The sequence below is a fragment of the Rhizobium sp. SRDI969 genome, assembly GCF_025152725.1.
Classification (GTDB): domain Bacteria; phylum Pseudomonadota; class Alphaproteobacteria; order Rhizobiales; family Rhizobiaceae; genus Rhizobium; species Rhizobium leguminosarum_I.
Genome location: NZ_CP104039.1, coordinates 104839 through 119791, shown reverse-complemented (window position 1 = coordinate 119791; position 14953 = coordinate 104839). Strand labels below are relative to the sequence as shown.

At 60.9% G+C, this 14953-nt stretch carries 14 protein-coding genes and 1 pseudogene; 8 read left to right on the top strand and 7 right to left on the bottom strand.

From position 1 onward, the window contains the following. Positions 1-41 precede the first annotated feature (41 nt). Positions 42-308, bottom strand: a complete 267-nt coding sequence (locus N2A41_RS32260) for an acylphosphatase (protein WP_222384819.1) — start codon at positions 306-308, stop codon at positions 42-44. Between the two features lie 166 nt (positions 309-474). Beyond that, positions 475-1368: a LysR family transcriptional regulator gene (locus N2A41_RS32255; protein WP_260112154.1), complete on the bottom strand. Its 894-nt coding sequence runs from the start codon at positions 1366-1368 to the stop codon at positions 475-477. A gap of 114 nt (positions 1369-1482) precedes the next feature. On the opposite strand from N2A41_RS32255, the gene N2A41_RS32250 reads away from it, so the two are divergent. The 5 genes and pseudogenes from N2A41_RS32250 to N2A41_RS32230 all read left to right on the top strand — a co-directional run. Next, positions 1483-2115 carry a DsbA family protein gene (locus N2A41_RS32250; RefSeq protein WP_222384817.1) on the top strand — a complete coding sequence of 211 codons (633 nt, stop codon included), beginning with the start codon at positions 1483-1485 and terminating at the stop codon, positions 2113-2115. 103 nt (positions 2116-2218) lie between these two features. Continuing rightward, complete coding sequence (locus N2A41_RS32245; protein WP_260112153.1) at positions 2219-3121, top strand: MBL fold metallo-hydrolase; 903 nt, start codon at positions 2219-2221, stop codon at positions 3119-3121. Positions 3122-3287: 166 nt separating this feature from the next. Continuing rightward, entirely contained in the window at positions 3288-3530 is a 243-nt protein-coding gene (locus tag N2A41_RS32240) for a type II toxin-antitoxin system ParD family antitoxin (protein WP_131664786.1), read from the top strand. Next, entirely contained in the window at positions 3527-3820 is a 294-nt protein-coding gene (locus N2A41_RS32235; RefSeq protein ID WP_222384816.1) for a type II toxin-antitoxin system RelE/ParE family toxin, read from the top strand. Before N2A41_RS32240 ends, N2A41_RS32235 begins: the two co-directional genes overlap by 4 nt. A 281-nt stretch (positions 3821-4101) precedes the next feature. Further along, positions 4102-4668 (top strand): annotated as a pseudogene (locus tag N2A41_RS32230) (helix-turn-helix domain-containing protein); the annotation flags it as partial. Positions 4669-5112: 444 nt separating this feature from the next. Here N2A41_RS32230 and N2A41_RS32225 read toward each other — a convergent pair. The 5 genes from N2A41_RS32225 to N2A41_RS32205 are packed head-to-tail and all read right to left on the bottom strand — an operon-like array spanning position 5113 to position 11442. Then, positions 5113-6345, bottom strand: coding sequence for an amidohydrolase family protein (locus tag N2A41_RS32225; protein WP_260112152.1), 1233 nt, complete (start codon positions 6343-6345; stop codon positions 5113-5115). Positions 6346-6354: 9 nt separating this feature from the next. Continuing rightward, positions 6355-7704 carry an 8-oxoguanine deaminase gene (locus N2A41_RS32220; RefSeq protein WP_260112151.1) on the bottom strand — a complete coding sequence of 450 codons (1350 nt, stop codon included), beginning with the start codon at positions 7702-7704 and terminating at the stop codon, positions 6355-6357. A gap of 37 nt (positions 7705-7741) precedes the next feature. Then, the gene (locus tag N2A41_RS32215; RefSeq protein ID WP_260112150.1) at positions 7742-8938 is read right to left on the bottom strand and encodes an amidohydrolase; all 1197 of its coding nucleotides are present in this window, start codon (positions 8936-8938) and stop codon (positions 7742-7744) included. Positions 8939-8956: 18 nt separating this feature from the next. Further along, positions 8957-9994 (bottom strand): questin oxidase family protein, encoded by a 1038-nt coding sequence (locus N2A41_RS32210; protein ID WP_260112149.1) that lies wholly within the window; start codon positions 9992-9994, stop codon positions 8957-8959. Next, positions 9991-11442, bottom strand: a complete 1452-nt coding sequence (locus N2A41_RS32205; RefSeq protein WP_260112148.1) for an FAD-dependent oxidoreductase — start codon at positions 11440-11442, stop codon at positions 9991-9993. Before N2A41_RS32205 ends, N2A41_RS32210 begins: the two co-directional genes overlap by 4 nt. A gap of 218 nt (positions 11443-11660) precedes the next feature. On the opposite strand from N2A41_RS32205, the gene N2A41_RS32200 reads away from it, so the two are divergent. From N2A41_RS32200 to N2A41_RS32190, 3 genes are all read left to right on the top strand, one after another. Beyond that, positions 11661-12947, top strand: coding sequence for an ABC transporter substrate-binding protein (locus N2A41_RS32200; protein ID WP_024322518.1), 1287 nt, complete (start codon positions 11661-11663; stop codon positions 12945-12947). Between the two features lie 151 nt (positions 12948-13098). After that, positions 13099-14040, top strand: coding sequence for a carbohydrate ABC transporter permease (locus tag N2A41_RS32195; RefSeq protein WP_162117523.1), 942 nt, complete (start codon positions 13099-13101; stop codon positions 14038-14040). Next, a complete protein-coding gene (locus tag N2A41_RS32190; protein ID WP_260112147.1) occupies positions 14037-14855 on the top strand; it encodes a carbohydrate ABC transporter permease in 819 nt (272 codons plus the stop codon). Before N2A41_RS32195 ends, N2A41_RS32190 begins: the two co-directional genes overlap by 4 nt. Positions 14856-14953: the final 98 nt, after the last annotated feature.

Genomic DNA, 14953 nt, shown 5'->3' with positions numbered 1-14953 from the left:
GAGTAAATAATATGCACCAATGAAATGCGCCAGAGTCCGGACTAGTTCCTTTCGCCGCTGATCGCCGTTCGATCTATCCTCTCGACCCACGCGTCGATAGGCCCGAGAGAGCATCCCATCTCCAGCATGTCGATCAACTCCTCCGGCCCAGCAACCTCAAGTTCGATCCGCATGGAACTCGTATGAGATACGGTGTGCGAGAGGCCAAGCTTGGCGGCATGACGGCGGATCCAGGGAACGAAGGAGGCAACCTCCAGATCACCGACAATCGTCATCCGTTCTAGAAGGTAGCTTGTATCTTGTCCCATGCTCGCCCTTGTTTTCCTACACCATAGCGCTTGAATGAACTTTGGGAAGCGGTCGCCGTCAAGGCGAGAATATGGCGTCGGAGTTTCCTTTGCAAAGCCCTGCGGTACCAATTCCCCGGCACCGTAAGGCTGCTTCGGAGCAACTCAGGCTCCGTGATGGCGCAGCCTAATCGGGCGAGCGACCGTCCGTAAGCATTGCGACAAAGGCCGTGACTTTGGGAGTGCGGAACCGAGCTGCCGGATAGACGACATAGATTCCTCCGGTCGGCAGGCTCCAGTCCGGCAACAATCTTGTCAATCGGCCGGCGTCTATATGCTCTCCAGCCAGAAAATCCGGAAGCACGGACATGCCTGCTCCAGCAAGCGTGGCCGCGAGAACCGCAGGCGTCGAATTGCTCATGAGGCTCTGCTGCATCCGCACAGTCCGCCGATCGAAATCGCCCTGGATAAACCTCCAGACCACCGGCTCCTTGAGGGCCAGGTTGGCGATAAACGGCTGGCCCGCCGCATCCTCTGGGCTATTCAAATTGAGCGTGGAGGAGAAGCTGGGGGACGCAACAAGAAACTGCCGGAACGAACCGGTCCGTCTCGCTTGATGACTGGAGTCATCGAGCCAACCAACGCGGATCGACAGATCGATCTGATTGGCGAGCAAATCCATCTTCGTATCGGCGAGCAGAAGCTCCACCCTGCAAGCGGGGTACTTCTGGATAAACGCCCCAGCAATCGGAGCGATCGTGCTCGCACCATAATCGTTGGGCGCAGCAATGCGTAGCATGCCGGTCGGCTCGGCATTTGCGCGGGTGATTTCACCGACCGCGTCCTCGGCTTCGCGGAAGATCATGACGCAGCGCGCGTAGAGAAGCTTGCCGGCCTCAGTCGGCTCGACGCGTCGCGTTGTTCTGAGGAGCAAGCTGGTTTTCAACTCAGCTTCCAGCCGGGCAACCTGCTGGCTGACGACCGTCTTGGTGATCGCGAGGCGCTCGGCAGCTTTCGTGAACGAGCCGGTATCGACGACGGCTGCGAAATAGGCAAGCCGATTGAGGTTGACAGCCTCCATGACCTTCTTCCCCTTGATTGTAAGTTTTTGACATACATTCTGTCACATTTAACAATATTTATCACTCAATAGAAGTGCGCTATCTGTTGCCCATCGCTTCAAGGATGGTCCGAAATGCATCTTACCTATCTCTACGATCCGCTTTGTGGCTGGTGTTATGGTGCGGCACCAGCGCTCGACAAAATGGCCAGGCTCGACAATCTCACCGTCGAGCTTGCGCCGAGCGGACTCTTCGCGGGCGAAGGCGCGCGCCCGCTGGATGAACGTTTCGCAGCCTATGCCTGGCATAATGACCAGCGGATCAACCGGCTCACGGGACAGGTCTTCAGCCAGCTCTATCGCGATCAGGTTCTCGGGGGCGCGGACACTATGTTCGACTCCGCCCCTGCGACGCTCGGGCTCATTGCGGTCGGGCTTACGCAACTCGACAGAGAGCGCGAAGCTCTGACGGCACTTCAAATCGCCCGTTATGTTGACGGCCGCAATACTTCGGAGATCGTTGTCGTGGCCGACGTTCTCGATCAGGCTGGGTTTTCCGATGCGGCCGCTCGTGTCCGGGCTCCGGACGAGGTTCTGCTCGACGCCTACCGCAACAGGATCGGGAAGTCCCGCCAACTGATGGATGCATTCCGGATGGATGGTGTCCCGGCGCTATTAGTCAGCGACGGCGACAAGCGCCGCGTGCTGCGCAGCGATGCCTTGTTCGGCGGCTTTGACCAACTTGCTGCCGAGCTTCAGGCGGCGTGATCGTTCATTGTCAGCAGACCGTTCCATGAACTACCGACAAAGCCTGCCGGGGGGAACACTCACGGCAGCAGAAAATCGAAACTGGCGATCATCGGAGACAACCATGTATTCAAGGAGAGAAATCATGAAAACCACCCTCGCAGCCGGCGCGGTGGCCGTTTTCGCACCTGCCGGTCTCGGCAACGCAGCTGGATCAAAGCTGGCCTGGAAGCACTTCCCCGCCGGCCAGAATGGCTTCTTTCGCGCTCCGGTGCTGCTGACCGGCCCCAGCGAAGCGTTGCTGATCGACGGCGGCTTCAGCTATCCCGACGGCCATGCGCTGGCGGAAGCCATCAAGGCCACGGGCAAGACACTGACCGCGATTTATGTCAGCCAGTCCGATCCCGACTATTACTTCAGCCTCAAGCCGGTCCTCGAAGCCTTTCCCGGCACAAAAGTGCTGGCCGCCTCCGATACGATTGCAGCGATCAAGGGCAACGTCGAGAAAAAGCTTGCCGTTTGGGGACCGCAGCTCAAGGAGAACGGCCCGCAGACCCTTGCAGACATCGTCATGCCCGAAGCCTTCGACGCTCCAAGCCTCACAGTCGATGGTGAGACCGTCGAGATTGTCGCGGCCGAGGCGGGGTTAGGCAATCGCCGGTACCTGTTCGTGCCGTCGCTGAACGCCGTTTTCGGGGGCGTCATGATTTTCTCCGGCGTCCACGTATGGACGGCCGACACCCAGGCATCGGAGCAGCGTGCCGCTTGGGTGGCCACCCTCGACAAGATCAGCGCCCGCGAGCCGACGATTGTCGTTCCCGGTCACATGATGCCGGAAGCGGCAACCGATCTGTCCGCCGTCGAACACACGAAGAGCTATCTGCTGGCTTTCGAGGAAGAACTCGCCAAGGCCGCCGATTCCGCCGCGCTGAAGGCCGCCATGGAAGCCCGCTTCCCGGGTCTTGGTATGGGCGTTGCGCTCGACATAGGCTCCAAAGTCGCCAAGGGAGAAATGAAGTGGGGCTGAACGGCCGATCTTCAAACTGATCCGAAGGGCCTGGGAGGGCCCTTCACCTCCGGCAAGGCCGCAAAAGTAGTGATGCAGTCGTCACGTCCGCATCCCATCAAGGCGTTGGAGCCGTTGACAAACTTTGCCAAAATCGGTTATAATTGCCTCCAAATGGAGGTTATCAATGGCCACGATGAACGTATCTCTTCCGGGCCCGATGAAGGATTGGGTGGAGGCCCAGGCCAAGACCGGGCGATATTCGAATGCTAGCGACTACGTGCGCGACCTGATCCGACGCGACCAAACGCGAAACGACAAGATCGCCGCCATGCAAAGCTTCGTCGAGGCCGGGCTCCAAAGCGGTGTCGGCGTTCGATCAAAGGATGAACTCTTTGCTGAGGCGATGGCTCGTACCAGCAAGTCATGAGTTTTAGGCTTTCTGCCGAAGCGGAAGAGGACATCATTGCGATCGCCGAGCAAGGTGTGCGTCTGTTCGGGGCAGGCCAAGCAAAGCGATACCACGATGAACTTTTCGCATTATTTGATCTGATAGCTGCCAATCCACGCATCGCGCGCGAACGGGATGTGATCGATCCGCCCGTTAGAATTCATCCCTTCAAAGCGCATCTAATCGTTTATCGGATCGAAAATGATGAAACAATTTTTGTAATACGAATTCGCCACGCGCATGAAGATTGGGCAACTGATTCAATTTAGCGCACCTCGGATGGAGCTGTGGGATTTGGTGTGTCTCAGCTTCGAATCGGGGAGGGCCAAGACCCGATCCCGAAGAGAAGCAAGGCCCCGTGAACGACATCAGATGCGATGTAAATGGAAGCTCGACAGCGCTTGACTTCAACACGCCGAATAGAGAAGTTCCATAATTCAGCTTATGCCATTTTACACAACCCGTGATTGTAGCCGCAAAGTTGAAGTGTCCTGTTTCTGCAAAGTTGGAATGTCATTCTCCCCGGGTTTGATGACGGTGGAGATTGCGGATGGGACTGATAGCGATGAGCGAGCGCGACCTGCAGCGGATCGAGATCCTATCGAAAGTGATCGCCGGCCATATGACGATGGTGTCGGCGGCGCATGTGCTTGATCTGAGCGAGCGCCAGGTGCGACGGCTGTTGGAGCGGATCCGCACTGGTGGTGCGGCGTCGATCCGGCACAAGGCGATCGGTCGGCCGTCGAACAACCGGATTAGTGACGGTGTTCGAGATTACGCGGTGACGCTGGTTCGCGAACGCTATGCAGACTTCGGGCCGACATTGGCGGCTGAGAAGCTTGCCGAGCGCGATGGACTGCATGTGTCGCGCGAGACGTTGCGCGGCTGGATGACAGGGGCCGGCCTTTGGCTGTCGCGCAAGCAGCGGCGGACGTTCCATCAGCCACGCTTGCGGCGCGAGGCCTATGGCGAGCTGATACAGATCGATGGCTCCGAGCACCGCTGGTTTGAGGACCGCAGTGACCCGTGTTCGCTGCTGGTGTTCGTCGACGATGCGACGGGCAGGTTGATGCAGTTGCGCTTTGTCCGTTCGGAAAGCGCCTTGGCCTATATCAAGGAGCGCCAGGAGCAGCAGTCGCAGCCTGATGTAAAGACCAACAGCGAGAAGAACGGCTATGTGCGACGTGCTCGCGGTCCGGGACGGCGGAAGGATTTCATGAACGATCCCGCCGTCATTGCCCGCCGGCGACAAGCGCTCTCTGACCTCGATGCGGCGGAATGACCGGCTGCTCCAACTGTCCAAGCTAAAGCCGCAGGGGAGCATCTCACCCGCCCCCTCCCTTCCCTTGCAACCCGGTCCAGCCGGTCCGGTCGGGGGCTTGCCTCAGCGCAAGTGGACATGCCGAGTGTCGCATTTCTAAATAGCTGAAGACGCGTCCGAAGTGACACTTCTACTTTGCACACAAACGGACATTCCAACCTTGCCGCCACATACACAACCCATGATTGCTTTACCTTCGACTGGCTCATCGCGAGAACTCCAGCAAAGCGTATGCGGTGCCTAGCCTGGGTCCAGGAAAAGCTGCGGCCGCGGGCGAAGGAAGCTCCGGCGACCATTTTTCCACCCGGCGCTCGCCGGCGCGATTGTCGCGACGGCATCGGCAGCCGAGGGGGCGTCGAAGAGGACGATATCTGCCGCGCTGCCTATCGCAATGCCGTAAGCCTTTCTTCCCAGGAGGGTGGCAGCCTGTGTCGTGATCATGGCGAAGACGCCGTCGAGGCCACCGGGAGTGCCGATCTGGGCGATGTTGGCGTAAAGATTGGCCATGCGCATCAGGTTGACGTCGCCGAACGGCGTGAACGGATTCAGGACATTGTTGGTGGAGATGGTCGCGACGACGCCGAGCGTTGCTAGCCGGTGAGCGGGTGTCACGCCGCGCGGCACGAGATGGGTCGAACTCCGACCGGTCAGGAAGAGATCGGTGGCCGGCAGGACGGTCAATGCGATGCCAGCCTCGGCGAGACGGCGGCCGATCGGCTCCAACTCTTCCGGCGGCAAAGCAGAGAGCTTGGTGACGTGGCCGACCGAAACGCGCCCCTGGTAGTGGCGAGCGAGTGTCTCGGCTATGACGACAGGGAGATTCGAGCCTGCGGGATCGAGGTCGAAATCGAGATGGAAATCGACGGCGACGTCGTGGCGCACGGCGAGGTCGAAGATGCGGCGGATGTGTTCGGTCGGTTCCGGATCGGTGTAGGGGCAGCCCCCCACCAGATCGGCCCCCACCTTCAGCGCCTGTTCGAGCATGCCCTCCGTACCGGGATCGTTCGTCAGACCTTCCTGCGCGAATGCGCAGATTTCGATGTCGATGAGGCTGGTATAGTCGGCCTTCAATTTTCTGATCGCCTCAAACGAGCGGAAGCCGGCGCGCGGGTCGATCTCGACGAAGGTGCGCAGGCGAGTGGTGCCGTTGACGATCGCCTTTTCGATGACCGCGGCAGCGCGGGCATAGACATCTTCCTCGGTGAAGGCCGCCTTGGCCCTCGAGGTCTCGCTGACGGCCTCCGCGAGCGTCCCGGTGCAGAGATTGCAGCGGCTGAAAATGCCGGCCTTGTCGAGGTGAATGTGGGTCTCGATCAGGCCGGCGCAGGCGAATTTCCCTCCGGCATCATGGTGCGGCGCGTCGCAGACGAAGCGAGGTGCGATTGCCGCGACGCGGCCTGCCTCGAATGCGATGTCGGTCGGTTCGGTCAAGCCGGCCATACGGACATTGCGGACGACGAAATCGATCGCCATGGGGCCTCCTCAGACCGACAGAAGAAAATTGCGGGCGACGCGGTTATGATCGGCAATCAGCGCCTCGATATCGACACCCTCCGGCATGCCGTCGGTGACGCGCCATTCGCCTGCGATCATGACGCGATCAGCCGTGGTCGCGCCGCAGAGCACAAGGGCTGCCAGCGGATCGCCAGCACCGGAGAAACGCAATTCGTCGAGCTTGTAGAAGGCTAGATCCGCCTGGCGGCCCGGCGCGATGATCCCGATGTCGTCGCGACCGAGCAGCCTTGCCGAGCCAGCGCTTCCCCAACGCAGCGCGTCGAGATGGGTAACGGCTTCGGCGCCATAGGTCAGACGGTTCAGCATCAGGGCATGGCGCACGCTTTCCATCAGGTTGGAATTGTCGTTGGAAGCCGAGCCGTCGACGCCAAGGCCGACTGGCACTCCTGCGGCTTCCAGCTCGCAGGTGCGGCACATGCCTGATGCAAGCACCATGTTGGATGTCGGACAATGGCAGATGCCGACGCCGTGCCGGCCGAGTTCGACGATCTCGGCATCGTCGAAATGAATGCCGTGGGCGAGCCAAGTGCGGGCACTCAGCCAGTTGCAGCGGTCGAGATATTCCACTGGCGTGCAGGCGAATTTGCTGCGGCAGAATTCTGCTTCCGCCCTGGTCTCGACCAGATGGGTATGAAGACGGCAATCGTAGCGTTCCGCCAGTGCCGCCGATTCGCGCATCAGTTCCAGCGTGACGTCGAAGGGCGCGCAGGGCGCGAGCGCCACCTGCGTCATCGCCCCTTCGGAGCGGTCGTGATAACGCCGGAGCACACGCTCGCTGTCGGCAAGGATCACATCGTCATCCTGCACGACATTGGCGGGCGAAATCACGCCTTGCTGGTCCTTGATATTGAGACTGCCCCGCGTCAGCGTGATGCGCATGCCGAGGCGAGCCGCCTCCTCGGCTTCGACATCCATCGCGTCTTCGAGACCGGCGGCATAGAGATAGTGGTGATCGGAGGTGGTGGTGCAGCCGGAGAGGAGGAGCTCGGTCAGCGCAAGACGGACGGCAAGACGGAAGGCTTCGGGCGTCATGTGCCTCGCCCAGATTGGATAGAGCGCACGGATCCATGGCCAAAGCGACTTGTTGATCGCAGCCGGATGGGCGCGCGTCAGCGTCTGGAACATATGGTGATGGGTGTTGACGAGACCGGGGATGACGACATGCCGGCCGGCGTCGAAGTGTGCATCGACGGGGGTCGAAGGCTGCCGTCCAGCTGCGACCAGCTCGACGATGCGGCCATTCTCGATGACGATACCTCCTTCGGCGCCTTCTGCCATGATGGCGAGCGGCGATCGGATCCAAAGTCGGCCCTTCATCTGCGGTGCTCCCATGCGCCATACATTGATGGAAAAATCAGACGACGAGCCGGCCCCCGCGGGCGATAATAGTGCCGCCGCGAAAGACGATGCGATCGAGGGGACGGGCAGCGACAGCTTCTGCCAGCGACGCTGCGGGCAAAATAACAAAATCAGCAGGTGAGCCGGCCTGGAGCGGGCCGACGGGACGGCCGAGGATTTCGGCCGGCGCCTGCGTCGCCAGGCGGAAGGCCGCCGCCAGATCCTCATCCGAACGGAAATCCTGGCGATCGCAGAGGATGCCGACACGCTCCAGTATGTCGCCATTGCCGAACGGCGACCAGGCGTCGCGGATATTGTCGTTGGCGCAGAACAGCCGGACGCCGGCGGCGGCAAGCCGCTTGACCGGTGGCATTGGCACGGCTCCTGGCGCGCTGGTCATGATCGCCACGCCCGATCTGGCGAGTGCGGCGGCAGTGCGGCCGAATTCGGCATCGTCCAACTCGCCGAGGCAGAAAGCGTGGCTGACGACCACCTTGCCTTCGAGGCCGAGTGCTGCCGTGCGATCGGCGATCTGGCGAAGTTCGAAGGCGCCGAGTGCACCGCCGTCATGCAGATGGATATCGAGCCCGACACCGTATTTGCCGGCGACGGAAAAGATCGCATCGAGATGGCCGGTCACATCGTTGTCGATCCCGGCGGGATCGAGGCCACCGACGAGATCGGCGCCGGCGGCGATCGCCGCATCGAGCAGCCCGGCCGTGCCGGGATCGCGCAGCACGCCGGATTGCGGGAAGGCAACGGTCTGGATATCGACGAGATGACCATGGCTCTGCTTCAGCGAGAGCACGGCCTCGAGGCCTTTCAAGCCGATTTCGGTATCGATGTCGACATGGCTGCGAACGGAAAGTGTGCCGTAGGCTGCGAGCTTCTCCAGCAGCGCGCCGCCGCGGGCTTCGACCGGCAGCGCCACCATGCGCCGCAGCGTTTTCTCCGCTTCGATCCGTTTGGCGACCGTATCGCCCGGAATATGCGGGATGAATGGCAAGCCAATCAGCGTCTTGTCCAGATGAATATGGGCGTCGACGAAGGGAAGGCAGAGCAGGCCGCCGGCAGCATCGAAACGCGGCACTGCGGGGTCGATGCCGGCGGCCGCGTTCGGGCCGATCGCGGCGATCCGGTCATTGTTCAGAATAAGCGAGACGATCTCGCCGGCTTCTGTCCTGGCGTTTTCGACTACGAGGCTCGGCGTCATCAATTCTTCCATCATCCGTTATGCAATCAGCCCGACCCGGCGCGCCGCAACGACGCGATAGAGCGGATCCTTCCACACCTCTTCCTCCTGCAGGGCAGAAAAGACCAGGCTGACATCGTGTTCGTCGTCCGAGGATACCGCGGCGCGTTTGATCTCCGCCCAGGCAGGCGCCTGTCGTCTGCGCATTTCTTCCAGCGCTTCGGCGGTGGGGAGCGCTGGAAAACCGATCTTCGGCACCAGTGAGGCGATCACCTGCCAGAAGGCGCGGTAGAAAGGCTCGGGATTTTCGAGGTGCGGAGAGACGAGGCGCAGCCAGTGCATGCCGGTGACGGAATGGAGTGCGGTGAAATCCATGGTTCCGGCAAAGAGGGCAAGCGAGGTCGCGGCCATACGGCGCGGTGTATCGGCGCTGAAAGCCAGACGGTCGATAACGGGGCGGAAGCCCGGAAGTGCGGCGACGGCGCGGATATTATGCCAGAGCAGATCGGTTTCCGGCTCATAATCGCGGATGCCTTCGATATTGCCGACATCGGCAAGCACGCTCCCCGGATCATCCGTATCGGGCGCGGCACCGGTCGCGGATGGCAGCGGCAGATAGCAGGCCGCCCAATAGCCGAGCGCAGTGCCAACCTCCTGGTCGTCCTTCTTGAGCACACCGTAGGCAAGGCGCATCAGCGGATGCGTGGCGCTGCCGGCAAGGCCGTTCACCATGGCGGGCAAATAGGTGCGGATGACGGCATCGATGCCGAGCCGGCGGGTTTCGGCGATGAAGAAGGGGCGGTAATCCGCCTCGCGCGTACGATCGCCGAGCGCCTCGGCCCATTGCGCCCTGATAATCGGGGCAATCGGCGGCGGCACGGGCGGAAGTGCATGGCTCTCGCGATATTGTTCGTACCATTGTTCCAGCCGTTCGGGCGAGGCGCCGAGGCGATCGAGCGCGATCAGCACCATCGGAACGTGGTTGGCCAGCAGATAGGGAAATTCGACGCTATCCTCGCGGGCCCGCAAAAGGATGGTCTCCAATCCCGAAAATTTAACGGCGGCAGCCTGTCTCATGCCAGAACCTCCCTTGATGTCGTAACGTCCTCGTCTATGCCGGGATCGAAATGCGGTTCGTCATAGGCGGCCAACGCTTCAAGATACCGGTTGGAGTCCTCGATGAACAGCGCTTTCACCAAGGCGCTGACGACGCGCGGCACACCGAATTTGAGACCGGTGACGCCGTTGCTGATCGGGCCGAGGCTCGCCAGCGCGCCGGTATTGAACATATGGATGCGCGAGACCCAGCCGGCTTCGGCATGCCTGGGCGTGAGTTCGAAACCAGGACCGAGATAGGGATGGCCGCCAAGCAGGGCGTTCTCCTCCCCCTGCGGCGGTTGGAAACAATCCTTCCAAAACGCTGCGGTGTCGGCGAGGCCGGCAAGCTCGGGCCGGAGCGCGAAATTAATCTCGTAACCGGTGCCGAGCAGGAGATGATCGGCATGATAAATGCCGTTTGCGGTCGTCAGCTTGACCTTGCCGCCGTCCATCGACAGTTCACGGACACCACAACCGAGTTGCATGGTGAAACCAGGGTGGCTACGGGCTCGCTCATATTGCTCCTGGGTCGGCGGCACCTTGAAATTGAAGTAGAGGTGGGCGAACCGCCAGCGCTCCAGATCCGGCAGGTCGGCGAAATGGCCGAGAAAGCCGGGGAAATTTGTCCAGGCAAGAACCTCGGTGCGCGGCAGATCGGTGCTCCGCGCAAACATCGTCACCTCTCGGGCGCCGGTTTCCAGCGCCGCCACCGCCCAGTCAAAGCTCGACGTGCCGCCGCCAAGGATTGCGACATCCCTGCCCTTGAGAAAATCGATCGGTATCGGCTCATTGCTATGCGTCCAGGCGGATTTCGGCAGCGCCTTGACCATTGCGGGTATGCGCGGGCCGCCGCAGCCGTCGATGCCGGTTGCCATCACCAGCCGGCGGCAGCTGACCGTGCGGCTGGTGCCGTCAGCATTTGACAGCGTGAGAGCGAGTCCGCCTTCCGCCTGATCGATCGAGGAAAGCGTCGTGTCGTTTTCGACGTCGATGCCGACGGTCCTTCGAAACCAGATGAGATAGGCCATCCAGTCCTGGCGGCCGATCTTGTCGAGCGCGTCCCAGGCGTCGGCGCCATTCAGCGCCTCGTACCAGGAACGCAGCGTCAGGCTCGGGATGCCGAGATCCGGGCCTGAGAGATATTTCGGCGAACGCAGGGTCTGCATGCGGGCGCAGGTGATCCAGGGGCCTTCGCGGCCCTCCTCGCTCTGATCGATCACATGAACAGACCTGATACCGCGCCGCTTCAGGGCGAAGGCGATCGACAGGCCGGAGAGGCCAGCGCCGCAGATCACAACGGAATGCAGCTCGTCCCGGTCTTCATCGCCCAGCGTCGGCCAGCCGGCACAGAGCGCCTCAATGCGCGCCATTTCATCATGGGCGCGGCATTCCAGCTCTCTCAGGCGCTCATCGGGCGTGGTCTTCATGAAGGTGCAGCTCGCCGCGTTGGACAGGACAGTATAGACGCGCAGGGAATGATCAACTCCCTGCTATTTTTTATGCAACGCGCACAAAATATGGACATTTATGCGCGAATATGTTCTAATTTGTGATTTTTAATGTTTGTGCTTTTTTGTCAAGTGCGCTTGAGTGCGATTTTGTTTGATGTATAGTGCCTCAAGCCAATCAAAAAAGGGGAGCAAAAATGAAATCGCTCAACAGTCTCACACGGAAATTGGCGATCGCGGGCCTCGTCTCGGTCGCATTTGTGGGCTCCGCTATCGGCGCCGACAAGAAATATGAGGGCATCACGCTCACGCTTGCCTCGCAGAACGACCAGTTCGCCGCCGTTCTGGCTGCCATCGCCCCCAAATTCACCGAAGAGACGGGGGCCAACGTCAAGGTCGACATTCTCGATTACGGCTCGCTGTTGACCAAGACCACGACCGATTTCGTCGGCGGCACCGGCGGCTACGACCTGGTGACGATGGATATCGTCTGGGCGGGCCAATATGCAGAAAACAAATACACCGTCGATCTCACCGAGTGGATGAAGCGCGACGCCGCCGAACTGAAGCTCGACGACATCTATCCGACGCTTCTCAACGCGCTTGGCCACTGGGGAGACAAGCAGGTCGCCTTTCCCTTTGCCGGTTATGCCAACGTGCTTGCCTATCGCAAGGATCTCTTCGATGCCGCCGGCCTGAAGGCGCCGACGACGATGGAGGAAATGGTCGAGGCCGCCTACAAGCTGACCGACCCCAGCAAGAAGATCTACGGCTTCGTCGCCAACGGCCAGAAGGGCCCGGCGGTCGCGCAGGACTGGATGCAGTACAATACCGAGATGGGCGGTTCGATCCTCGGCTCCGACGGCAAGCCAGCGCTGAATTCCGAAGCCAATATCAAGAGCCTGACCGTCTATAAGGACCTCTTCATGAAAGCGGCACCTCCCGGCGCCGTTAATTATGACTGGGGCGGACGCGAGGAAAGCTTCCGCCAGGGCATTGCTGCGACCATGCAGACATGGTCGGTCGGTGCGCCCGGCTATTATGATCCGTCGATTTCCAAGATCGTCGACAAGGTGGCGATCACGACGGCGCCCCGCGGCGCCGGTCTGCCGAAGGTCTATGGGATCGGCGGCTGGGGCATGGCGATCAACGCCGGCATCAAGGACACGCAGAAGGAAGCCGCCTGGGCCTTCATTAAGTGGCTAGTCAGTCCGCCGGTGCACAAGGAATTCAACATGATGGGCGCCGGCAGCTTCCTGCGCAAGAGCGAGATGACCGATCCCGATCTGCTGAAGAAGTTCCCCTTCCTGCCTGTCATCGCCGAAACCTTCGAGCATGGTGACGGCGAATATCGTCCGCGCATCCCGCAATATCCAGAGATTCAGGACCTGCTCGGCACCGCCGTCAACGACGTGCTCGTCGGCAATGCCGATCCCAAGAAGGCGCTCGACGCCGCTCAGGAAGCCGCTGCAAAGCTCTTCTGAGGACAATACGGTTTCCTCCCCGGGGCCGCGGCCTATGTCGCGGCCCTGCCGTTCGAGACCATTGATCCGATGCGCCTCAGGCTTCATGATCGGGTGAGCCCGGGCTCGATCCCGGTAGCGCGCATCGAACCAGGAACCTGATGGACATGACGTGACCCTATCCCTCACTTCCGCGCTGAAGCCCTCCCCGGCCTTGAGCGTTTCCTATCTGGAGCGCAGGCGGCTGTTCTTCATCCTGATGACGCTGCCGGCCTTCATCTACGTGCTCGTCATCGGCGTCTGGCCGCTGGCGCAGGGCATCTGGTTCAGCCTCTACGAATATAATCTGCTCAAGCCGGCGCGGACGCATTTCGTCGGCCTCGGCAACTATATCGACCTCCTCTCCGACCCGGTGACACGCGGGGCCTTCGTCAATACCGTCATCTTCACGGTCGGTGCCGTGACTGTCGAACTGCTGCTCGGCTTTGCCATTGCGCTGGCGCTCTGGCGCGATGACCGCTTCAATCGGATCTGCCTGGCGCTGATCCTGATACCGGTGACGATCACGCCGCTGGTGGTCGGACTGATCTTCCGGGCGCTGCTGCTCTCCGATTACGGGCTTGTCGGCTATTATCTCGCCGAGTTCGGGCTTTCCGATCCGCGTGGGCTTTTTGCCAATCCGAGTTCGGCGCTGGCGACCCTTATCTTCGTCGACATATGGGAATGGACGCCGTTGGTGGCGCTGATCCTGCTTGCTGGCCTGAAAGCGCTGCCGGGCGATATTCTCGAGGCATCGGAAGTGGATGGGGCAACGGCGCTGCAGCGACTGAGAATCATCGTCATTCCGCTGATGCTGCCTTCGATCCTGCTGGCGCTGACGCTGCGCACCATCGATGCCTTCCGCATCTTCGACAGCGTTTACGTGACGACGGGCGGCGGGCCGGGCAACGCGACCAACACGCTGATGCTGCATGCGGTGAAACAGGGTCTGGAATTCTTCAATATCGGCCGCGCCTCGGCGATCTCCAACCTGACACTGATCTGCATCGCCGTAATCGCGGCAGGCTTCATCCTGTTGATCCGCAAGGCGGACAGAAAGGCGAACGGGCGATGAGCACACGCACCTTGAGCCGCATCGGCGAGCGCGCCTTCATCCTTGTCATGCTCGCCTTTTTCCTGCTGCCCTTCCTGTGGCTGGCATCGACCGCCTACAAGCCGTCGCGCGACATCTTCTCGATCCCGCCAAGACTGACTTTTACACCGACCCTCGAGCAGTTCGCGACGGTCTTCCGCCTGTTCGACGTCTGGAGCCTCGTATCGTCAAGCCTGCTGATCGCCGGCGGTTCGGTGATCTTGTCGCTGCTTCTCGGCGTGCCGGCAGGCTATGCGCTGGCACGCTCGACCAGCCGCTATGCCATTGCGGTCGCCTATTTCTTCATGGCAATCCGCATGGTGCCGGCGGTGGCGGCGCTGATCCCCTTCTATTTGATGATGCGCGATATCGGGCTGCTCGGCAGTTGGGTCGCCGTCGTGCTCATCAACGCGATGCTGAACTCGGCCTTCGTCACCTGGATGATGTTTTCCTATTTCCGCAGCCTGCCGAAAGAGCTGGAAGAGGCGGCGCTGACAGATGGCTGCACTCTGTTCGGCTCCTTCTGGCGCGTGGCGCTGCCGGCGGTGCGCTCAGGCGTCGTCGCCTCCACGCTGTTCTGCCTGATGTTTTCTTGGAACGACTTCCTCTATCCGATGTTTCTCACTCGGCTCGATTCCAAGCCGATCTCGGTGGCGCTGCTTTCAGCCTATGGCACGAAGGACATCACCTGGGGCACGCTCGGCGCGCTGGCGCATTTTTCGACGATCCCGATCGTGTTGATCGTGCTCTTCCTCAACCGTTATTTCGTGCAGGGCCTGACAAAAGGCATTCACTAGCGCATCGGCCCGAAAATCGGAATCGATTTTCGGAAAGCACGATGCGTAGATTCAAAGTGTTACAGCGTCCTTTGCGCGTCTGAAAAGACGCGCGGCGC